Source organism: Paraburkholderia sp. (assembly GCF_036488795.1).
In the GTDB taxonomy this organism is placed as follows: Bacteria; Pseudomonadota; Gammaproteobacteria; order Burkholderiales; family Burkholderiaceae; genus Paraburkholderia.
Genome location: NZ_DASXHA010000128.1, coordinates 74,901 through 96,200 on the forward strand (window position 1 = coordinate 74,901; position 21,300 = coordinate 96,200).

At 62.8% G+C, this 21,300-nt stretch carries 20 protein-coding genes; 12 read left to right on the plus strand and 8 right to left on the minus strand.

Going from position 1 to position 21,300, the window contains the following annotated elements:
* Positions 1–190: 190 nt before the first annotated feature.
* Positions 191–1,261 (plus strand): alanine racemase, encoded by a 1,071-nt coding sequence (gene alr, locus VGH41_RS18645; protein ID WP_331598998.1) that lies wholly within the window; start codon positions 191–193, stop codon positions 1,259–1,261.
* 67 nt (positions 1,262–1,328) lie between these two features.
* On the opposite strand, the gene VGH41_RS18650 is transcribed toward alr, so the two are convergent.
* On the minus strand, positions 1,329–1,610 hold the full coding sequence (locus tag VGH41_RS18650) for a hypothetical protein (RefSeq protein ID WP_331598999.1): 282 nt from the start codon (positions 1,608–1,610) through the stop codon (positions 1,329–1,331).
* A 507-nt stretch (positions 1,611–2,117) separates the two neighbouring features.
* Here VGH41_RS18650 and VGH41_RS18655 point away from each other — a divergent pair.
* From VGH41_RS18655 to VGH41_RS18685, 7 genes are all read left to right on the plus strand, one after another.
* The gene (locus VGH41_RS18655) at positions 2,118–2,771 is read left to right on the plus strand and encodes an NAD(P)H-dependent oxidoreductase (RefSeq protein ID WP_331599000.1); all 654 of its coding nucleotides are present in this window, start codon (positions 2,118–2,120) and stop codon (positions 2,769–2,771) included.
* Positions 2,772–3,150: 379 nt separating this feature from the next.
* Positions 3,151–3,366: a transcriptional regulator gene (locus VGH41_RS18660; protein ID WP_331599001.1), complete on the plus strand. Its 216-nt coding sequence runs from the start codon at positions 3,151–3,153 to the stop codon at positions 3,364–3,366.
* Between the two features lie 182 nt (positions 3,367–3,548).
* Positions 3,549–4,475, plus strand: coding sequence for a ferritin-like domain-containing protein (locus tag VGH41_RS18665; protein WP_331599002.1), 927 nt, complete (start codon positions 3,549–3,551; stop codon positions 4,473–4,475).
* A gap of 13 nt (positions 4,476–4,488) precedes the next feature.
* Positions 4,489–5,943 (plus strand): indoleacetamide hydrolase, encoded by a 1,455-nt coding sequence (gene iaaH / locus VGH41_RS18670; RefSeq protein ID WP_331599003.1) that lies wholly within the window; start codon positions 4,489–4,491, stop codon positions 5,941–5,943.
* Positions 5,944–5,999: 56 nt separating this feature from the next.
* Entirely contained in the window at positions 6,000–6,776 is a 777-nt protein-coding gene (locus tag VGH41_RS18675; protein WP_331599004.1) for a CDP-diacylglycerol diphosphatase, read from the plus strand.
* 156 nt (positions 6,777–6,932) lie between these two features.
* The gene (locus VGH41_RS18680; protein ID WP_331599005.1) at positions 6,933–7,964 is read left to right on the plus strand and encodes a fatty acid desaturase; all 1,032 of its coding nucleotides are present in this window, start codon (positions 6,933–6,935) and stop codon (positions 7,962–7,964) included.
* 18 nt (positions 7,965–7,982) lie between these two features.
* A complete protein-coding gene (locus VGH41_RS18685) occupies positions 7,983–8,774 on the plus strand; it encodes a phosphate/phosphite/phosphonate ABC transporter substrate-binding protein (RefSeq protein ID WP_331599007.1) in 792 nt (263 codons plus the stop codon).
* Between the two features lie 12 nt (positions 8,775–8,786).
* On the opposite strand, the gene VGH41_RS18690 is transcribed toward VGH41_RS18685, so the two are convergent.
* The 4 genes from VGH41_RS18690 to VGH41_RS18705 form a co-directional block, all read right to left on the minus strand.
* Positions 8,787–10,799, minus strand: a complete 2,013-nt coding sequence (locus VGH41_RS18690) for an acetyl/propionyl/methylcrotonyl-CoA carboxylase subunit alpha (protein WP_331599008.1) — start codon at positions 10,797–10,799, stop codon at positions 8,787–8,789.
* A 27-nt stretch (positions 10,800–10,826) separates the two neighbouring features.
* Complete coding sequence (locus VGH41_RS18695) at positions 10,827–11,615, minus strand: enoyl-CoA hydratase/isomerase family protein (RefSeq protein ID WP_331599009.1); 789 nt, start codon at positions 11,613–11,615, stop codon at positions 10,827–10,829.
* Between the two features lie 29 nt (positions 11,616–11,644).
* Positions 11,645–13,252 (minus strand): carboxyl transferase domain-containing protein, encoded by a 1,608-nt coding sequence (locus VGH41_RS18700; protein WP_331599010.1) that lies wholly within the window; start codon positions 13,250–13,252, stop codon positions 11,645–11,647.
* A 70-nt stretch (positions 13,253–13,322) separates the two neighbouring features.
* The gene (locus VGH41_RS18705) at positions 13,323–14,504 is read right to left on the minus strand and encodes an isovaleryl-CoA dehydrogenase (RefSeq protein ID WP_331599011.1); all 1,182 of its coding nucleotides are present in this window, start codon (positions 14,502–14,504) and stop codon (positions 13,323–13,325) included.
* Positions 14,505–14,739: 235 nt separating this feature from the next.
* On the opposite strand from VGH41_RS18705, the gene VGH41_RS18710 reads away from it, so the two are divergent.
* Complete coding sequence (locus tag VGH41_RS18710) at positions 14,740–15,498, plus strand: TetR/AcrR family transcriptional regulator (protein ID WP_331599012.1); 759 nt, start codon at positions 14,740–14,742, stop codon at positions 15,496–15,498.
* 98 nt (positions 15,499–15,596) lie between these two features.
* Positions 15,597–16,406, plus strand: a complete 810-nt coding sequence (locus tag VGH41_RS18715; protein ID WP_331599013.1) for a DUF72 domain-containing protein — start codon at positions 15,597–15,599, stop codon at positions 16,404–16,406.
* 9 nt (positions 16,407–16,415) lie between these two features.
* Here the strand turns inward: VGH41_RS18715 and VGH41_RS18720 are convergent, their stop codons facing one another.
* From VGH41_RS18720 to VGH41_RS18730, 3 genes are all read right to left on the minus strand, one after another.
* The gene (locus tag VGH41_RS18720; RefSeq protein ID WP_331599014.1) at positions 16,416–17,075 is read right to left on the minus strand and encodes an ankyrin repeat domain-containing protein; all 660 of its coding nucleotides are present in this window, start codon (positions 17,073–17,075) and stop codon (positions 16,416–16,418) included.
* A 29-nt stretch (positions 17,076–17,104) separates the two neighbouring features.
* Positions 17,105–17,680 (minus strand): c-type cytochrome, encoded by a 576-nt coding sequence (locus tag VGH41_RS18725; RefSeq protein ID WP_331599015.1) that lies wholly within the window; start codon positions 17,678–17,680, stop codon positions 17,105–17,107.
* A gap of 68 nt (positions 17,681–17,748) precedes the next feature.
* Complete coding sequence (locus VGH41_RS18730) at positions 17,749–19,482, minus strand: pyrroloquinoline quinone-dependent dehydrogenase (RefSeq protein WP_414696682.1); 1,734 nt, start codon at positions 19,480–19,482, stop codon at positions 17,749–17,751.
* A 506-nt stretch (positions 19,483–19,988) separates the two neighbouring features.
* Between VGH41_RS18730 and pqqA the strand changes: the two genes are divergently transcribed.
* Entirely contained in the window at positions 19,989–20,063 is a 75-nt protein-coding gene (gene pqqA / locus VGH41_RS18735) for a pyrroloquinoline quinone precursor peptide PqqA (protein ID WP_109483689.1), read from the plus strand.
* A 425-nt stretch (positions 20,064–20,488) separates the two neighbouring features.
* Positions 20,489–21,300: alpha/beta fold hydrolase (locus VGH41_RS18740; RefSeq protein WP_331599016.1), on the plus strand; the 812-nt coding region annotated here is incomplete at its 3' end.

Consider the following 21,300-nt stretch of genomic DNA (forward strand, 5'->3'; position numbering starts at 1 on the left):
AGGCATCTGGTGGGACGCGTGACGGAGTCAGGCTTTGGGCATCCGCTACCCGTACTTTCAACCAAAAATTCAACAAAATCATTAATTAAAACTTCCGGCCTTCCCTTATCGTACAAGGCGTTCCGGGCGGCACTGCCGGTGCATTGCGCCGCGATGTTTTCCTCTCTTCATCCAGAAAGATTCCACTACGATGCCGCGTCCTATCCTCGCTCGCGTCTCGCAAGAGGCACTGCAGAACAATCTGTCCGTCGTGCGGGCCAAGGCGCCCCATTCAAAGGTCTGGGCTGTCGTCAAGGCGAATGCTTATGGTCATGGCATCGCCCGCGCCTTTCCGGCTTTGCGCTCGGCGGACGGTTTTGCACTGCTGGATCTGCAGGAAGCCGTTCAGGTGCGCGAACTCGGCTGGCAAGGTCCGATTCTGCTGCTGGAAGGCTTTTTCGAACCCGCCGATCTCGCGCTGATCGACCGTTACGGTCTGACCACGGCCGTCCATAACGCGGATCAATTGCGCATGATCGAACTGGCCGATGTGACCCGGCCGATCTCGCTCTACTTCAAGATCAACACGGGGATGAACCGCCTCGGCTTCGGTGTGGAACGCGCCGCGCATCAGTGGGAACATGCGCGGCAAATGCGCAATGTGGGGTCCATTACGCTGATGACGCATTTCGCCAATGCCGATGGCCCGGCGGGCATAGAAGAACCGTATGCCGCGTTTCGTCGCGCGACCGCTGCGCTGCCTGGTGAGCGAAGCTGCGCGAACTCCGCCGCCACGCTCTGGCATCCGCAGTCGCATCTGGACTGGGTGCGGCCTGGCATCGTACTGTATGGCGGCTCGCCGTCCGGCGTCACGGCGGATATTGCCGGCACCGGTCTGCGCGGCGCGATGTCGCTGACCAGCAAACTGATCGAAGTGCAGACGCTCAAGACGGGTGACGCCGTCGGCTACGGCTCGCGCTTCGTCGCGGAACAACCCATGCGCATCGGTGTGGTCGCGTGCGGCTACGCCGACGGCTATCCGCGTACCGCGCCAACCGGCACGCCGATCGCCGTCGACGGCGTCAAGACGCGCGTGGTGGGCCGCGTGTCGATGGACATGCTGACCGTCGACCTCACGCCCTGCCCGCACGCGGGCCTCGGCGCGCCGGTCGAACTATGGGGCGAAACGATTCCCGTCGACGACGTCGCGCACGCCGCCGGCACGCTCGGCTATGAGCTGATGTGCGCGGTGACGCAACGGGTGCCGGTGAGCGTCGAATAGGGTTGAGCAATGCATGAGCGCATCGAGCGTGGTCGGGCGCTGCCCGGCCGCGCGTGACGCGCCTTGCTCACGAACGCCAGATTTCCTTCAATCTCCCCAGCTCGGCCGGCCGCGTGTAGGAGCGGTACAGTTCTCCCACCGTACCGAACGCCAGCGCCGGTTTCAGCGTGGCGCCGGGCAGCGCCTGGGTAATCCAGTCATACGCATTCATGTCCCGCTGTGCGGCGTGGACGGCGTCGGTCAGCGCGATCAGCGCCTTGTCCGCCGAATGCCCGCCAAGATCCACGAAGCAATTCTCGAAAGGATGCCTGGCAAGCGTGGCGCGCAACTCAGACGTTCGGGTGCTCATATCAGTCTCCTGCGCGGGTTGTTGTTATCCATTTACCAGATTGATGTGACAGAAACCGGTCGACCTGAAGTAATCTTGCAATACTTACCGTCCGCCGGCGAGGGACTTTCAAAAAGACGGTAAGTTGTGGCACGCCCGCCCAGCCGCAAGTGCATCGTCTCCAGCTTCCCAGCCGCAAAAAAAATGGCCCCGACATCTTGCGATATCGGGGCCGAGTCCCATGTCAAGGAGTAGTCATGGAGGAGACGAGCCGATCATAGCCGTGCCCCATGCCGTCGCAAACCAAGCGATTTAGCTATGCTTATCCAAGCCGCCCTGAGGTGCATTTCAGGCCGGGAATACGGGCGTAGCCGGGCGATACCCCTCGCCGCGTATATCGTTAGAACGAAAAGTCGTTTCGTGCTGCCCGCATCGGTCACTAAGATGGCGGTTCGAGTTCTGTTTGCGTCGGGCAGTCTGCGCGCATTGCGCGCATCGTCCGACAGCCGCCACCGAAGGAGCATTTCGTTGACCAGTTTCGATCATCACCGCCGCCCGCTCGTCATTGGCATTGGCGGCACCACGCGTGCTGCGTCGTCGACCGAGCGCGCCCTGGGTTTTGCATTGCGCGGCGCGGAAGCCGCGGGCGCCCGCACCCGCCTGTTCGGCGGCACCTTTTTGCACAGCCTGCCGCATTACGCGCCTGAAGATCCGCAGCGCACGGCCGAACAGACCGAATTGATCGAAGCCGTGCGCTACGCCGATGCGCTCATCATCGCAACGCCCGGCTATCACGGCGGCGTGTCCGGTCTCGTGAAGAACGCGCTCGACACACTGGAAGAATTGCGCGCCGACGAGCGTCCCTACCTCGATGGCCGCGCGGTGGGCTGTATCGTCACCGCGTACGGCTGGCAGGCCGCCGGTTCGGTGCTCACGTCGCTGCGCTCGATTGTCCACGCGTTGCGCGGCTGGCCCACGCCGTTTGGCGCGGGTATCAACACGCTCGAGACGCGTTTCGAAAGCGTCGACACCTGCTCCGACCCGAAGGTGGCCGACCAGCTCGCGACGGTCGGCCAGCAGGCCGCGCAGTTCGCGCTCGCATTCGGCGCGCAGCCTTCCCAGACGCCCAGCAAGGCCGCGCCCGAAGCACGCACCGCCAAGGTTCTGACGCTCGCAAGCTGAGCGCGTCGAGCGCTTCACGAAACAGCCAGGCCCGTCTCCGGAAACATCCGGCGACGGGCCTTTTGCCATCTTTTGCCGTCCGCTCAAAACGGCTCGCACAGCCAGCAGCCGCGCGGCCCTTCACGCTATCGCGCACCGTTGGTGTGCCAAACAACAGACTCGCTTTGCCGCGCAGCGGATAGTCACTGCAAACGCATACGGGACCGCCTCATCTAAATCCGCGCTGACCGTTCCAGGTCCACCGTGATTTGCTTGCGACGAATGATTGGTTCACGCGCATGGCCGCCAGGCCTACGCTTGTCTCTGCCCGCTCACTCTCCGATCGGCACTATGCGTCTGATTTTTCGCAACGCACGCGGGCACGATCATCGTCATCACTATGACTCAACATATCCAGTACAAAGGCTACGAGGTCGCGCCCATGGCGCAGCGGCTTCCGAACGGGCTGTTTGCCGCCAATCTGACCATCGAAAAAGCCAGCGCCGAGCGAAGCCGCGCCTATTCGTTCGACGCGCTCGACTTTTTCTTCGACGAAGAGCATGCCCTCGCCTATGCGTTCCGCTGGGGACGCATCTGGATCGATAGTCATCAGTAATGCGCCAGCGTCGTATTGATACGCACACATCGTTGCAACTCAGGCGTTGAATCGCAACAGCGCGTCTATCCGCAATTGCCCCGGCGAAACTGCCCGGCCTGCGGCGCACGCACGCTCGACGCGCGTTTTAAAAGGCTGTGCCAGAATGGGCGACCCCTCCCGCTCGTCCTTTTTTCGCCGCCATGTCCGATACCCTGACAGATGCAGCCGAAGATCGCGCCTTGCGCCACTGGAAGTTTCGCGATCCCGCTAGCGTAAAAGTTGGCTCGGAAGCGCACAAGCAGATGTTCTGCCGCATGCTTCTCGAAACCCACAATCCCTATAAGCCCGCTGTGATCGACTGGCCGCCGTTGCCGCCTGATGTGCTCGCGCGTCTCACGACGCTGCCCATCTGGGATATGGCGGTGCAGACCGAGGGCCGCGCCACCATCCGCGTGGCCACCTATGCGACGCTGATCACCGATCCGCTGCTGCGTGAAGCGCTCGAGATGGACGCCGCCGAAGAAGCGCGCCACAAGCTCGTGCTGTCGAAGCTGGTGGCCGCGTACGGCATTGAACTTGCTCCCGAGCCGGCCTATCTGCCGCCACCCGACGCCGAATGGGCCTGGATGTTGACGGGCTACAGCGAGTGCATTGACAGCTTTTTTGCTTTTGGTCTGTTTCGCTCCGCTCAGCAATCGGGCTACTTCCCCTCGGAACTCGTCGAGACGTTTGAACCGGTGATTCAGGAAGAGGCACGCCACATTCTGTTTTTCGCCAACTGGGTCGCGTGGTATCGGCGCACCATGCCCTGGTGGCGCAGGCCGTGGCATTCCGTGCGCGTATTCGCGATCTGGATCTATCTGGTATGGGAGCGCCTGAGCATTGCCAAAGGCATGGATGCAGACGGCGGCAAGAAGGACTCGAATTTTCTGCCCGCCAGCAGCGACACCTTCGGCGACGGGCTCGATGCGCGCGAACTCTTCGAACTGTGCCTGTCTGAAAACGAGCGGCGCATGAGCGGTTACGATCCGCGACTGCTCAGACCCACGGCGGTGCCAAGGCTGGTACGCTTCGCGTTACGCTTAATGAAGAAGCGTCCCGCCCGAGCAGGTACTACTGGCAGATGAGGAGATCTCGCGCATGACATGGACCGTCGACCAACAGCTGGCCCTGACGGCAATCGAAGCCGTTGCTGCAATCCAGACCGGCCGCCTGAAAGCCACGGACTATATCGCCACCCTGCTTGCCCGCGCCGCGGCGCTGTCGACGCTCAACGCGCTGACAGCGCTCAACATGGAGGGCGCGCTGGCTGCCGCCAGACAGATCGACGCGCTGCCCGACGCCGCACGCGCGGCGTTGCCGCTCGCGGGCCTGCCCATCGTCGTGAAGGACAACATCAACACGCGCGGACTGTTGACGTCCGCAGGCACGCCCGCGCTGGACGGCTTCGCGCCCCAGACCAACGCGCCCTCCGTGCAGCGGCTGCTCGACGCCGGCGCCATCGTGCTCGGCAAGGCCAACATGCATGAGCTGTCCCTCGGCATCACCAGTACCAACTTTGCGTCGCATGCGGGGCCGGTGCGCAATCCGTATGACGCGTCTCTGATTCCAGGTGGTTCGTCGGGCGGCACCGCCGCGGCGATCGCCGCGCGCATCGTGCCCGCCGGACTCGGCACCGACACGGCCGGCTCCACGCGCATTCCGGCCGCGTTGACGGGGATCGCGGGGTTTCGCCCGTCGGTCGGCGACGGCGGCGCCGAGCGCCGTTATCACGATCCGAACGCGGTCGTACCGATCAGCCACACACGCGACACCGTGGGCCCGATGGCGCGCACCGTAGCGGATATTGCGCTGCTCGACGGCGTCATCACCGGCGCCGGTCCGTTGCCGACCGTGGAGCTGGACAGCCTGCGCATTGGCCTGCCCACGCCGTTATGGGACGGCCTGGAGGACGCGCTCGAAGACGTGGCGCGCGCCGCGCTGGTTCGACTCGAAGCGGCCGGTGTGACGCTGATACCCGTCGATATGCCCGACCTGCTGGATCTGAACGCGCGGGTCGGCTCGGTGATTGCGATTCACGAGGCGCGCGACGATGTGCCCGCATGGCTCATCGCCAATCAGGCGCCGGTCACGACCCTCGCGCAAGTCGCGGCCCGCATCGCCAGCCCGGATGTGCGCGAAGCCTATGACGCGATCCTTGCCGCTCCGTTCGTCAATCAGTATCAGACCGCCCTCACCGTGCTGCGGCCGCAGCTTCAGCGACATTACGCGCAGACCTTCGCGACGCATCGGCTCGACGCGCTGCTGTTTCCCACGACGCGCCTGAGCGCGGTGCCGATTGACGAGATCAACGGCTCGTCGGCGGTGACCATCAACGGCGGCGCGCCCATCAATGAAATGAACGCCTATCTGCGCAATACCGACCCGTCCAGCAATGCCGGTATTCCAGGTCTGTCGCTAGCGGCCGGCTTGACCGCCGACGGCTTGCCGGTCGGCCTCGAACTGGACGGTCCGCTGGGTAGCGACCGGCGGCTGCTGGCAATAGGCGTGGCCTTCGAGCAATGGCTCGGCGTACTGGCTGGGCCGACCCTTTGATGGGCGCGCGTGAGGTTGTGCAGCGCGTGCTTCGCGGATCACGCGTTGCAGCCGCCGTGTCCCCAAGGCCGGTCGATCGTACCCGCCTTGTCTTGCGCCGCGCGGCGGGCGCATTGGTCATCGCCATCGCGGCGACGAGTTGTGCGCACATCGCCGCGCTCGATCCCGACGCGCTGTGGAAAATCGTCGGCGGACAATGCGTGCCCGAAGAGCAGTCATTGGGCCGGCCCGGGCAATGCACGAGCGTCAACCTTGAAGGCCGCTACGCGATTCTCAAGGACATCAGCGGTCATACGCAGCATCTGCTGATTCCGACTGAGCGCGTGAGCGGCATCGAAAGCCCGGAAATCCTGGCGGCCAACGCGCCCGACTACTGGGCCGACGGCTGGCACGAGCGCAAGGCGGTCGAAGGCTCGCTCAAACGGACGCTCGCCGCCAATCAGTTCGGGCTCGAAATCAATTCGGAGTACCGCCGCTCGCAACAGCAACTGCATATCCACATGGATTGCATGCGCGTCGATGTGACCGATGCCCTCAGCGCCTGGCGTCATGCACCGCCCGGCCAATGGCAATGGACCACGCTCGACGGCGCGCGCTACCGCGTCATGCGCGTGACCGGTCTGACGCACGACGACAATCCGTTTCGCATCGTCGCCCGCGATCATCCGGACTCGCAGGATATGGCGACGCAGACGATCCTCGTCACAGGCGCCGGGCCCTCCACGGCTGAGGACGGCTGGCTGGTCGTCAACAGCGGGCTCGATGTGGACAACGGCAGCGGCACCGCCGAAGGTCTGCTGGATCACGGGTGCCATCTGGCCGACACGCAGTAGCAGGCTCGCCGTCGCCCGTCCGGCGGGGCTTTGCGCTTTTTTGCAGATGCTTTTCGAAAGAAAATGGTTCGTCGCGAGCCTGGGGCCCCGTACGATCGGTCTTAACGCGCCACCTGGCGTTTAATCACCGGTCTTCCGGCCCCACTGCTCCAGCCGATGGCGATCTATCTCGACGACACCCAACGCAAAGCCCTCGCCCGTCTCGGCGTAAGCTGGACGTGGCGGACAGAATGGCCGACCTGGGTGCTGATCGCGACGATTTATGGCGGCTGGTTCGGCGTGGCGACCCATGCGCGCAGCCTCGGCTTGCCGCTCACGACTGCGCTGCTTGCGCTGCTGAGCACGTGGTACCTGTCCCTGCAGCATGAGTTGTTGCATGGTCATCCGACGCGTTCACGCTTCATCAACGGCTTGCTCGGATTCGCGCCGCTCGCGGTGTGGTTTCCTTATGGCATTTACCGCGAGTCGCATCTGCGCCATCACGACGATCCGCATCTGACGCGGCCCGAGCATGATCCGGAGAGTTACTTCATTGCTGAAAACACGTGGCATCGCGCGAGCGGCGTGACCCGCGCACTGTTGATCCTGCGTAATACCTTCGTAGGCCGGCTGCTGGTGGGACCCGCGTTCGCGATCGCCGCGACGCTGGTCGAAGCCGTGCGTCAGGTCATGCGCGGCGACTGGCGCGATGTGCCGGTCTGGGTGGCTCACGTCGCGTCCGTGATCGTGCTTGCCTCGTGGCTCGATGCCGAGTGCGGCATTCCGGCCTGGCTGTTCATATCTGGAATCGGTTACGCCGCGCTGGCCTTCAGTTCAATCCGCTCGTTTCACGAGCATCGCGCCGTGGAAGCCGTCGAACATCGCACTGTCCTGAACGAAGCATCCTGGTTCTGGCGTCTGCTGTTCCTGAACAACAATTTTCACGCCGTGCATCACGATCTGCCGCACGTGCCATGGTTTGCGCTGGGCAGCGTTTATCGCGCACGTCGCGGGGATTATCTGGCGCGCAACGGCGGCTTTCTCGTGCAAGGTTACTCGGAGTGGTTCACGCGCTATGCGGTGACGCCCATCGTCCCCGCCGTGCACCCATTCGACGATCTGGATCCGGCGCTTGCCATCGCGGCCCTGCACACAGTCGAGTCTCCGGTTGCTGTCAGCAACGACGTCTCCGCCCGCCTGACCGGTTGATATGCCAGAATCGCAGGCATGAACCGCCTCGCCGCGCTCCCGATGTACAACGTGACGCCCGCACTCGCCGCCGACTGGCGAGCCCTGCTGGACGACGTATTGCGCGCGGTCGATCCTCACGCGCGAAGCGTCGAGGCGGGTGACGATCTGCACGCGCTATGGCGCAGCCCTGACCTGCTCGTCTCGCAGACCTGCGGTTATCCGTTGGTGAGCGGCCTGTACGAACACGTCCAGTTGATTGCGACACCGCAGTTCGATGCACCGGGTTGCACAGATGCAAACTATTCGAGCGTATTGATCACGCGCGGGGACGCGGCGTTCAACACGCTGGCGGATTGTCGTGGCGCACGCGCTGCTTACAACCAGGACGATTCGAATAGCGGGATGAATGTGTTCCGGCACGCCGTCGCGCCGTTGGCCGAAGGCGGCAGGTTCTTTAGTGCTGTGTTGCGCACGGGCTCGCATCTGGGTTCATTGCGAGCGGTTGCCGAGAATCGTGCGGACGTGGCCGCGATCGACTGCGTGACGTTCGCGTTCATCCGCGATGGACTGCCGGAACTGGCCCGACAGGTGCGTGCGATTGGCTCGACCGCGGCTGCACCCGGCTTGCCTTTGATCGCCTCGCGCCAGGTGCCTGCGCCAACAGTCGAAGCCTTGCGCTCAGCACTTGAGGAAGCTCGAGCCGCGCAACCCGAACGTGCAAAACGCCTGCGTTTGAAGGGCTTTTCGACGTTGACGCTGAAGGACTACGCCCGCATCACGCAACTGGAAAACGAAGCGCGAGCCGTCGGCTATGCGCGGCTCGCCTGACGTCGAGCGGTCTCACTCGACATCCAGTACCAGCAGTTGCGCGCCATCCGCAACCTGATCACCGACCGCATACAGCACTTCCGTCACCGTGCCCGCTGCCGGCGCGCCGATCGTATGCTCCATCTTCATGGCTTCCATGACGAGCAGCGGCGTCCCCTTCTCGACCACCGTGCCCGGTTCAACCAGCACCGCGATGACCTTGCCCGGCATGGGCGCAGTCAGGCGTCCTTCGCCGTGTTCCGCATCCGCCGCATGCGCCAGCAGGTTCTGCCATTCGAACGCGAGCGCCGCACCCAGACAGAACACATGAAACACGTCACCATCGACAAACACGCGGCCCGTCACATGCGAATCACCGATTGCCGCGCCGAACTCATGCGCGCCTGCACCGCTCCACCACGTGAAGCTCTCGCGCTGGCCCGCAAATTCGAGGGTCTGGGTGGCGCCATCGCGCGCAAATGTCGCGACAAACGCTTCGTCGTTGTCCACGTCGCGCCATGCAAGCGTCTGCGTATAGCCGCTGTTCAGGCGCCAATGCGACAACGCATCCCACGGTGACGCACCGTGCGCGACGCCGCCTTCACGCGTGAGCAACGCGGCACAGGCCAGCGCGAAAGCCTCGCGCAACGGCTTGCCGAGCGGCGCGAACAGCGCGTCATGATGACGCTCGATCAGACCTGTATCCAGATCGCCGCTTGAAAACGGCTCGCTCGTCACGATGCGTTGCAAGAACTCCACGTTGGTATGCGGCCCGACCACTTCGCACAGGCGCAAGGCCCGGCTCATGCGTGCCAGGGCTTCGTCACGGGTCGCACCGTGCACGATCAGTTTCGCGATCATCGGATCGTAGAACGGCGTGATGGTGTCGCCCTCGCGCACGCCGCTATCGATCCGCACCGGCGCTCTCATCGCGCCCGCGCCAATCGTAAATTCGACCCCTTCCGGCATGCGCAAATGCTTGAGCGTGCCGGTGGAAGGCAGGAAGCCGCGTGCCGGATGCTCGGCATAGATGCGCGCCTCGATCGCATGACCGTCCAGCTTCAATTGCGACTGCGTGAGCGGCAATGGCTCGCCTGCCGCGACACGCAATTGCCATTCAACCAGATCGAGGCCGGTCACCATTTCGGTGACGGGATGTTCGACCTGCAAGCGCGTGTTCATCTCCATGAAGTAGAAGTTGCTCGCGCCGGTCATGATGAATTCGACCGTACCCGCACCGACATAATTCACCGCCCGTGCAGCCGCGACCGCCGCCTCGCCCATCGCATGACGCAGTTCCGCGGCGAGCCCCGGCGCAGGCGCTTCTTCGAGCACCTTCTGATGGCGCCGCTGGACCGAGCAATCGCGGTCGAACAGATACACGGCACCACCGTGTTGATCCGCAAATACCTGCACTTCCACGTGACGCGGACGCGTCAGATATTTTTCGATCAGCACCCGGTCGTTGCCGAAGCTGCTCGCCGCTTCGCGCTTGCATGAAGCAAGCGCTGCCGCAAATTCTTCGCTGCGCCCGACTACGCGCATGCCCTTGCCGCCACCGCCCGCGCTCGCTTTCAACAGCACCGGATAGCCGATCGCATCAGCCTCGCGTTGCAGCACGAGCGCGTCCTGATCGTCGCCGTGATAGCCGGGTACCAACGGCACTGCGGCTGAATGCATCAACGCCTTGGCGGCCGCTTTGGACCCCATCGCGGCAATGGCTTCGACCGGCGGCCCGATGAATACAATGCCCGCCGCTTCGCAGGCTTGCGCAAAGTCCTCGTTTTCGGAAAGAAAACCGTAGCCCGGGTGCACCGCCTCTGCACCCGTCGCGCGCGCGGCCGCGATGATGCGCTCGTAGCGCAGATAGCTTTCGGCCGCCGTCGACCCGCCGATATGGACCGCCTCGTCACATGCCGCCACGTGTTTCGCGTTGGCGTCCGCATCGGAATACACGGCCACGCTCGCAATGCCGAGACGCTTGCAGGTGGCAGCGACGCGGCAGGCAATCTCGCCCCGGTTCGCGATCAGGATCTTGTTGAACATGAGATGTCTCGTAGTGGGACTGTTGTTCTAGCCGTTGCGCCAGGCGGGCGTACGCTTTTCGAGGAAGGATGCCACGCCTTCGCGGCCTTCCGCACTGGCACGCACGCGGGCGATGCGTGCTGCCGTGTCCTGGATCAGCGCCTCGTTCAATTCACGCCCCGCGATATCCTGCACCAGTTGCTTGCAGGCGCGTACCGCGTGCGGACCGTTTGCGCAGAGCGTATCAGCCAGTTGCTGAATGGCCTGATCCAGTTGCGCTTCACTGACTGCTTCACTGACGAGCCCCAAACGCAAAGCCGTTGCGCACTCAAACAACTCGGCGGTGATGAAGTAGCGGCGCGACGCCTGCTCGCCCAATGCCCGAATCACGTACGGCGCGATAGTGGCGGGAATCAGACCCAGACGCGCTTCGGACAGACAGAAGCGTGCGGTATCCACGGCCACCACCATGTCGCATGCGCAGATCAGGCCCAAGCCGCCCGCGTAGGCGTCGCCATTGACGCGCGCAATCACCGGCTTGTTGCAACCGTAAATGGCCGAGAGCATGGCGGCGAGACGCAGCGCGTCGGCGCGGTTTTCCTCGTCGGAATAACCGGCCATCTTCTTCATCCAGTTCAGATCCGCGCCTGCGCAAAACGCCTTGCCGTTTGCCGCCAGCACCACCGCGCGCACGTCATCGCGCTCGTTCAGCGCGCCAAAAGTGGCGGTGAGTTCCGCGATCATGGTTTCGTTGAACGCGTTGCGCACATCCGGGCGGTTGAGCGTGATGGTTGCCACCTGGCCCGCAAAGGCGACGTTCAAGGATTCGTATTGCATCTGGACTGACTCCTTCGCTGGCCTTGGCGTCACATTCTGAACACGCCAAAGCGCGTCTCTTCGATCGGCGCGTTCATCGAAGCGGATAGGCCCAGGCCGAGCACGTCGCGCGTTTGCGCCGGATCGATCACGCCGTCATCCCAAAGACGCGCACTTGCATAGTACGGGTGACCCTGATGTTCGTACTGGTCGCGAATGGGCTGCTTGAACGCCTCTTCCTCTTCGGCGCTCCATGAACCGCCCTTGCCTTCGATGCCGTCGCGCTTGACCGTAGCCAGCACCGAGGCCGCCTGCTCACCGCCCATGACCGAAATGCGCGCGTTCGGCCACATCCACAGGAAGCGCGGCGAATACGCGCGGCCGCACATGCCGTAGTTGCCCGCACCGAACGAGCCGCCGATGATCATCGTAAACTTCGGCACCTTCGCCGTAGCCACGGCCGTCACCATCTTTGCGCCGTTACGCGCGATACCTTCGTTTTCGTATTTGCGCCCCACCATGAAGCCGGTGATGTTCTGCAAAAACACGAGCGGAATCTTGCGCTGACAACACAGTTCGATAAAGTGTGTTCCCTTGAGCGCCGACTCGGAAAACAGAATGCCGTTGTTCGCGATGATGCCGACCGGATGCCCCCAGATATGCGCGAAACCGGTGACGAGCGTGGTGCCGTAGCGGGCTTTGAATTCGTCGAAAGCGGAGTCGTCGACGATCCGCGCGATGATTTCGCGGATATCGAAAGGCTTGCGCGTATCCACGGGAATCACGCCGTAAATGCTCTTTGCGTCATAGCGTGGCGGCTTGGGCTCCTGCAGCGCAACCGGCACCTGCTTCGTGCGATTCAGATTGCCGACGATGCTGCGCGCGATCGCCAGTGCATGCGCGTCGTTTTGCGCGAGATGATCGACCACGCCCGACAGCCGCGTATGCACGTCTCCACCGCCCAGGTCTTCGGCACTCACGACTTCGCCCGTTGCGGCCTTCACCAGGGGCGGACCGCCGAGAAAAATCGTGCCCTGATTTTTCACGATGATCGACTCATCGCTCATGGCCGGCACATACGCGCCGCCAGCGGTGCATGACCCCATCACCACCGCGATCTGCGGAATGCCGTCCGCCGACAGATTGGCCTGGTTAAAGAAGATGCGCCCGAAGTGATCGCGATCAGGAAACACGTCGTCCTGATTGGGCAGATTCGCGCCGCCGGAATCCACCAGATACACGCACGGCAAGCGGTTTTCCGCGGCGATTTCCTGGGCGCGCACGTGCTTTTTCACGGTGACCGGATAGTACGTGCCGCCCTTGACGGTGGCGTCGTTGCAGACAATCACGCACTCCTGCCCGGCAATCCGGCCAATGCCGGTGATGACGCCGGCGCCCGGCGCGTCGTCGTTGTACATGCCGAACGCCGCCAGTTGCGACAGCTCCAGAAACGGGGTGCCCGGATCGAGCAGTTGCGCAATGCGCTCGCGCGGCAGCAATTTGCCGCGTCCGACGTGCTTGTCGCGTGCCGCCTGGCCACCGCCTAGCGCAAGCTTCTCCACCTTGTCGCGCAGGTCGGCGACCAGCGCTTCGAGCGCGGCCGCGTTGGTGCGAAAGTCATCCGAGCGCGGATTCAGCTTTGTTTCGATGATCGGCATTACGAGGCTCTCCTGTTCGCCGCAGTTTTGGTTCGCCGCCCGGTCATGGCTGCATGACCGCTTGCGTCAGTCAGGCCGTTTCCGCAAACAGTTCGCGGCCGATCAGCATGCGGCGAATTTCACTCGTGCCCGCGCCGATTTCGTAGAGCTTCGCGTCGCGCCACAGACGCCCTACCGGGTACTCGTTGATGTAACCGTTGCCGCCCAGAATCTGGATGGCTTCGCCGGCCATCCACGTGGCTTTCTCCGCGGTGTAGAGAATCACGCCCGCGCAGTCCTTGCGCATCTGACGGACGTGTTCGGAGCCGAGCGTGTCGAGTTGACGGCCGACCGCGTACAGATACGCACGGCACGCCTGAAGCGTGGTGTACAGATCGGCCACCTTGCCCTGAATCAATTGAAATTCGCCGATGGACTGGCCGAACTGCTTGCGATCGTGGATATACGGCACCACGGCATCCATCACGGCGACCATGATGCCGGTGGGACCGCCTGCCAGAACGGCGCGCTCATAGTCGAGGCCGCTCATCAGTACCTTCACGCCGCCGTTCAACTGGCCGAGGATGTTTTCTTCCGGCACTTCGACATTGTCGAAGACCAGTTCACCGGTATGCGAGCCGCGCATGCCGAGCTTGTCGAGCTTCTGCGCGACCGAAAAGCCTTTCATGCCTTTTTCGACGATAAACGCGGTGATGCCGCGCGGACCCGCTTCGAGATCGGTCTTGGCGTAGACCACCAGCGTGTCGCAATCCGGGCCGTTGGTGATCCACATCTTGGTACCGTTCAGCACGTAGCGCTCGCCTTTCCTGTCGGCGCGCAGCTTCATGCTGACGACGTCAGAACCGGCGTTCGGCTCGCTCATGGCGAGCGCGCCGACATGTTCGCCCGACACCAGTTTCGGCAAGTACCTCTGCTTTTGCGCTTCGGTGCCGTTGCGATGAATCTGGTTCACGCACAGGTTCGAGTGCGCGCCGTACGACAACCCGACCGAAGCCGACGCCCGTGAAATCTCTTCCATGGCGATCATGTGGGCGGTATAGCCCATGTTCGCGCCGCCGTATTCCTCCGACACCGTCATGCCGAGCACGCCCAGATCGCCGAATTTCTTCCACAGGTCCATCGGGAACTGGTCTGTGCGGTCGATTTCCGCCGCGCGCGGCGCGATTTCTTTCGCCGCAAAGCCCGCGAGACTGTCGCGCAGCATTTCGATTTCTTCGCCAAGGGGGAATTGCAAACCGGGCAGGTTACTCATTGCGGTGTCTCCAGGAATTCGTTCGCGCCAGGCCCCGCCTGCGGATGCGGCGACCAGCGATTGCTCTGTCTCAAGCCGAATTTCACGCTAGATTTACGTATACGTCAATAGGTATTTCTGAGTGACACTCAGATATGGTCTCAGCGCCTTTTATGCTTCATTTGACATGATAGACTCGACCCGAAAGGAGTTTCCCGCTTACAAATCTGAACTTCACTCATATCAAGGCCAAAGCGTGGCTGAACTGAAAGCCAAAACCCCGACCGCCGCCCGGGCTCAACTGCCGGCGTCGCGCCGTGCGCCGGCAGGGCGCAAGTCCCAGCAGCGCGTGAAGGAGATTCTTCAGGCGGGGCGCGACGTGTTCTCCGAAAAGGGCTACGAGCGCGCCACCACGGCCGAGATCGCGCAGCGTCTGGGCATTTCCGAGGCCACCGTGTTCAGCTATTTCCGCGGCAAGCGTGAGTTGTGCGCGCGGGTGATCGGCGACTGGTATGACGAAATCATCGGCGCGATCGAAACCGGCCTGCCACGGGACGGCAGCGTGCGGCAGCAGTTCGCGTTCATTGTGCGGATGCACTTGCGGTTGATGCTGGTACACGGCACGGATCTGTGCGCACTGGTATTGTCCGAAGGCCGCGCGCGGCATCACGAGCTCAGCGAGGCGCTCACGGAATTGCAGCGGCGTTACACCGCCCCGTTGATGCGCGTGCTTGCACGCGGCCAGGAGACGGGACAAATTCGCGCGGACGTGCCGCTGCGGTTGCTGCGTTCGATGGTGTTCGGCCCAATGGAGCACGTGTTGTGGGATGCGACGCTTGCAAACCGGCGCACGGATATCGAGGCCACCGCGGACAGCCTGATTGAGGTACTGTGGGCTGCGCTACAGCCGCCGGATACGTCGCTTGTCGCGCTGGTGCAGTTTCGGCACGAAGTGGCGGAGGCGAGCCGACGGTTCGAGGAAGTGGAGGCGAAGACAACCCGAAGCCGCAAGTGAGCTACATGGCCGCGATAACGCCCGCACCCTCGCCCGCGCGGCATCGTACTTGCTAGCTGGTTATTCAGGCAAACGGGAACATCAGGGAAACACGACACATGGCAACACGCACAAAACCGCGAATCAGGATCGGCATCGGTGGCTGGACGTATGCGCCATGGCGAGGCGTGTTTTATCCGCAGGACCTCACGCAAAAGCGCGAACTGGAATATGCAAGCCGTCAGCTAACCACGATAGAAATCAACGGCACCTTCTATGGCTTGCAGAAACCCGAGAGCTATATGAAGTGGCATGACGAAACGCCGGACGATTTCGTCTTCTCGCTCAAGGCCCCACGTTATGCGACGAACCGGCGCGTGCTGGCGGAGGCCGGCGATAGTATCGAGCGTTTCTTTGCCAGCGGCCTCACGCACCTCAAGCAAAAGCTCGGTCCCATCAACTGGCAATTCGCCACCACCAAGCAATTCGACGCGGAAGACTTCGAGGCGTTTCTGGCTTTGCTCCCCACGAAACTTGACGGACACACGCTCAGGCATGCGGTCGAAGTCAGGCACGAAAGCTTTCGCGACGCAACGTTCGTTGCGCTCGCACATAAATACGGCGTAGCAATTGTGCTTGCCGGTGACAGCGAATACCCGCAGATCGCGAATCTCACGGCGCCGTTCGTGTATGCGCGCATCATGGGAACCACGGACAAGCAGGCGCAAGGCTACGCGAAAAAGGCGCTAGATGATTGGACCGAACGCGCGCGGCAGCTGGCGGCAGGTGCGGTGCCGCACGATCTGCAATCGGTCGAGGTCCGCACCGCTGCGAAAAAAGGCGCACACGATGTCTATCTCTACATCATCAGCGGCTTTAAGGAGCGTAATCCGGCTGCTGCAAAAGCGATGATCGAACGCCTGGCTTAAGCGGCTTCGCTAATGCGACGTCAACACCGTCGCCACCTGGTGTGACCCGGTTTGCGTGGCGATATCGCTCGCCGTCATGCCGCGGTTGTCGCGCAGCGACGGGTCCGCGCCGCGCGCCAGCAGCAGCTTTACGGTATCGGGATGATCGTAGCCCGCAGCCCACATGAGCGCCGTGAGATCGTTCTTGTAAAGCCGATTCACTTCCACCCCGGCGTCCAGCAAGCGCTGCACGACAGCGGTGTGCCCTTGCCCCGCCGCGTATTCCATTGCTGTTTTGCCAATCCGGTCGGTTGCCTTCAGATCTGCGCCACGCGCCAGCAGCAAGGCCACCAGATCGTCGTATCCGCCATAGGCCGCCGCCATCAGCGGCGTGACGCCTGCGACGTCGGCCTGCAGCACATTCGCCCCATGAGCAATCAAGGTCTGCGCCATCTCCGACTTACCGTTCTTGCACGCGGTGATCAACGCGGTATCGCCGACGCGGTTGCGTGAATCCACCATCGCGCCCGCATTGAGTGCGGCCTGCACGCCGGCGTCATCGCCACTGCGCGCCGCGGCGAGCAGCTGCTGATTGAGCGCGCTATCCGCGGCGCGTGCGCTTGCCGGTATGGCGCCCAAAGTGCTCGCCACTAGCGCAACGCCTAAGAGAAGTCCTGCGGTGCGTCTCATGATGGTTATTCCCCCGTCAAACAATGCCATTACTGCAAATTGGCGACATAGGCCGCCAGGTTCTCGATGTCCTCGTCGGACAGCCCTTTGGTCACACTGGTCATATTGCCCGCATCATTGGTACGCCTGTGGGCGCGAAAATCCTGCAACTCCTTGACGATGTACTGATAGTGCTGACCTGCCACGCGCGGAATCTCGTTCTGGCCGGTAAAGCCGCCTAGATGGCACATCGTGCAGAGCACTTCCGCCGCCTTTTTCTGTCCGGCTTCAATCCTGGCCGGATCGGCCTTGAACTGTACCGGCACGGGTTTTTGTGCTGCGAAATAATCCGCGAGGTCCATCATGTCGTCGCGCGACAAGGTCGCCGCTATCGGCGACATGCGTGGATCGCTTCGGCGTCCTTCCTTAAAATCTTTCAGCTCAAGGTAAATGTAGCGCGCGCTCTGTCCGGCAAGTATCGGATAGTCGGAGTTGGTGGAATTACCCATGGGACCATGGCAGGCCACGCAGACCTGTGCCTTGGTCTGCCCTGCCGCTGCATCTGCACGGGCATCGACGGGTAGCGAGGCGAGCAGCGCCGCGACGCTCGTGCAAGCGAGCAGCATGGCCGTCCGCGTCGCAGCCAGGCGGCGACGTGAACGGACGGGTTGCAGAATGAGAGCGATAGTGCGACTCACGGCAACGCGAACACAAGAACGGTGTTGCCGCGCTTGAAGTCGAGTTGCGTGTTGCCACCTGCGGCCACGGCTACATACTGCTTGCCGTGGACCATGTACGACACTGCCGGCGCGTTGACACCCGCTCCGCACTGGAATTGCCAGAGCATTTTTCCGGTCGACGAATCGAAGGCGCGGAACAGTCCGTTGCCCTCGCCGTTGAACACCAGACCGCCCGCGGTGGCGAGCACGCCGCCAATCAGCGGCTGGTCCGTTTTATATGACCAGGCAATCTTGCCGGTGTCGACGTTGACCGCCACCAGCTTGCCCCACTGCGCCTCGCTCGGAATGGTCTTGAAAGCGCCGCCAAGCCACAGCTTGCTGCCGCCCGGATAGGAGGCGTCCTCGACCTGATATGTCATTGGCTGATGCAGGTTGGCCGCGTAGGCGAGCCGCCGCTTCGGATCGAAGGCCATGGGCGACCATTCCACTCCGCCGTTGGCGCCCGGCAGCATGCGCGCGCCTTCGGCCGTCGGCAGCGTCCACATGTTCTCCTGCGGAATCATTGCTTCCGAATAGCGGATCAGGCGGCCCGTGCTGCGGTCGTGCACATACACGTGACCGGTCTTGCCCGCCTGCAGCACGCCTGGGATCATCTTGCCGTCGGTGTCGCGCACGTCAGCGAGAATCGGCGGGCTCACCGCATCCAGGTCCCACAGGTCATGCGCAATGTACTGGTAGTGCCATTTGTATTTGCCGCTGTCGAGGTCGATCGCCACCAGCGAATCGGTGTAGAGGTTGTCTCCAGGACGAACGGCCCCATACAGGTCCGGCGACGGATTGCCCACCGCGAAGAACACCGTGCGCGACGCCTTGTCGACCGCAGGCGTCATCCACATGCCGCCGCCCAGCGTCTTGTAGAAGTCTCCGCCCTTGGCGGCAAGCTGTTGCTTCTCGGCGGAGATATCGCGCTTCATGTCGCGGCCGGTTGCGTCCCTGGTCGCCCAGACGCCCTCCTGGCCGCTGTCCGGAATCGTGTAGAAGGTCCATAGCAGATTGCCCGAGGCCGCATCGAACGCTTTGACAAAGCCGCGAATGCCGTACTCGCCTCCATTGGTGCCGATCAGCACCTTGTCGTCGACCACCGTCGGCGCCATCGTTTCGGAGTAGCCCTCTTCAGGATCCGCGATCTGCTTTTCCCATATCACGCTGCCGGTCTTCGCATCGAGCGCAACCAGTTTGGAATCCAAAGTTCCCATGAAGAGCCGGTCGCCGGAGATCGCGACACCGCGGTTGTTCGGCCCGCAGCAAAAGGTCGTGATCGGGCCCATCTTATGCTTGTAGTGCCAGTATTCCTTGCCGGTTACCGCATCGACCGCGTAGACGTGATTGAACGACGTGGTAATGAACATGACGCCGTTCTCGACAATCGGCGCGGTTTCCATCGATTCGTTCACCGCCGTCTGGAAAATGAAAGCCGGCCTTAAACGCGCGACATTAGTCTTGTTGATCTGCGTGCCCGGGTAGTAGCGCGTTTGGGCGTACGACCCGTTTGGATGGAGCCAGTTAGCGGTAGCCCCCCCGGCGGCATCGAGCTGCTGCTGGCTCACGGGTGTCAGTACGTCCGGCATTGATGCAGACGTCGTCGTGGCGCTGTTTTGCACCTCGTCTGCGCCAAACGCGAGCGGCGCGCCGGTTAGCAGCGCCATGCCGCATACGCAAATCGAGAAGGTAGTGCGGGTGAATTGCATGACAGTCTCCTGTTTTTTTATTGCTTAGGGTTTTCGTCATGCGAACGCAGCATCGCTCGCCTCGCGGGCGGCGTCGAGCGTGGGATGGCACAACCCTGTCGGCGGCGTTCCGGGCAGAACGCGTCCAGTTTCACACCTTCGTTTGCAGATCAGTGCGGGCCGGTTGTGGGGATGGCAATGCTCTAATCGTTCTCACCAAAAAGCCGGCGCATTTAAGCGTAGGCCAAAGCGACCCTCTTTTCCAGACTGTCTTTAGCGCGAATGGCGCATTTTGACGATCCGCCTTTGGGCAGCCTCGCAGATGGTTTACCGGGCGGCAAATTGCGCGCATTATCGAGCGGTTCGCAATGCGTCGCGGCCGCGTGGTTCGGCTGTCGACGCGCTGCTCGGCGCTTTAGCCCCGGGGCACGCGTGCCATTCGCGGGCGCGATGGCTCAAGTCCGCCGACGCCGCGTCCAGGACTGCGGCGGTGTCATCAGGTCCTGGCACGAAAAGGAGGTACGACTATGCAATGGACGACACCTGGCTACATCGATATGCGTTTCGGTTTTGAAATCACAATGTATATCGCCACGCGTTAAGCACGCTTAAACCGCGCTACGCGGCGTTGCAATCATTCCCGCCAACCTCGGCGCTGCCTGGCTACGCGGCGCTGCCACACTGGCTACGGGCAGTTGGATCGCCCGGCCACGGTGGCGGCAGCGCTGCGCAACCGGCTTCGTCCTCCCAGGCATTGCGCTCGCCGTGCTCGTGGCGCATTACGCTTTGCGCGCTGCGCAGGCGAACCGCGCCTCCTCGCCCTTCACACCTTTCTCGCCACGCTCTTTCACGCAGAGAAGCATCGGCATGCGCCATGGACACGCGACTTTGCCATGCAACGCGGTTGGCACGGCGCGCCATTTCAACTTATATTGGGGGCGAAAAGCATTTCGTATGAAGTGGCGCACTCAACCCTGGCGCCGCCGTTGTCGGTCCGTCAACCAGTCGCACACCAAGGAAGACACGCATGATGCGCAGCGCTTCGCCGCAGCTATTGCCGCCACTCCGGTTCGATGCGCTGCATACACGTGATGGCCACCACGTGGCTTTTGGGGTGGCCGGCGCTGCGGATGGCGTACCCGTGGTGGTGCTGCACGGCGGCCCAGGCAGCGGCAGTCAGCCGGGGGTCTTGCGGCTTTTCGACCTCACGCGCTTCCGGGTGGTGCTGGTCGATCAGCGCGGCACCGGCGCCTCGACTCCCTATGGCAGCGTGCGTCACAACCGCACTGAAAACCTCCTCGACGATCTGGAAGCCATTCGTAAGCGACTTGGTTTCGCACAGTGGGGAGTGTTCGGTGGCTCGTGGGGCGCGGCACTTGCGCTCGCTTATGCGGGACGCTTTCCGGAGTCAGTCAGCGGTGTCGTGCTGCGCGGACTTTTTCTCACGTCGGTTCGCGAAGTGCGCGGCCTTTTCATCACCTCACGACGGCGTGCACCGAATGCGTGGAAGCGGCTGCGCGCCGCCGCGCGCTGCGCGCAACCTCAGACGTTGCTGACTCGCTGCACCGCCACATTGCAGAACCGTTCGAACACACCACGGCAGCATGCGGTCGCGCTGGCCTGGCGCGCCTACGAAAACGCGGTGCTCGCAGCCGGTTCGGGGGCGGCCTCGGGTCATGCGCGGCGAACCAGACCAGTAGCTGTGCGTTCGCGCCGCGCTGCGCGCAAGCTGATCGGTAAATATCGGATTCAGGCGCACTACTTGACCCATCGATGCTGGCTGGGCGAACCACGGCTGCTGTCGCTGGCGCGTCGCGCCGCTGCGGCTGGCGTGCCGCT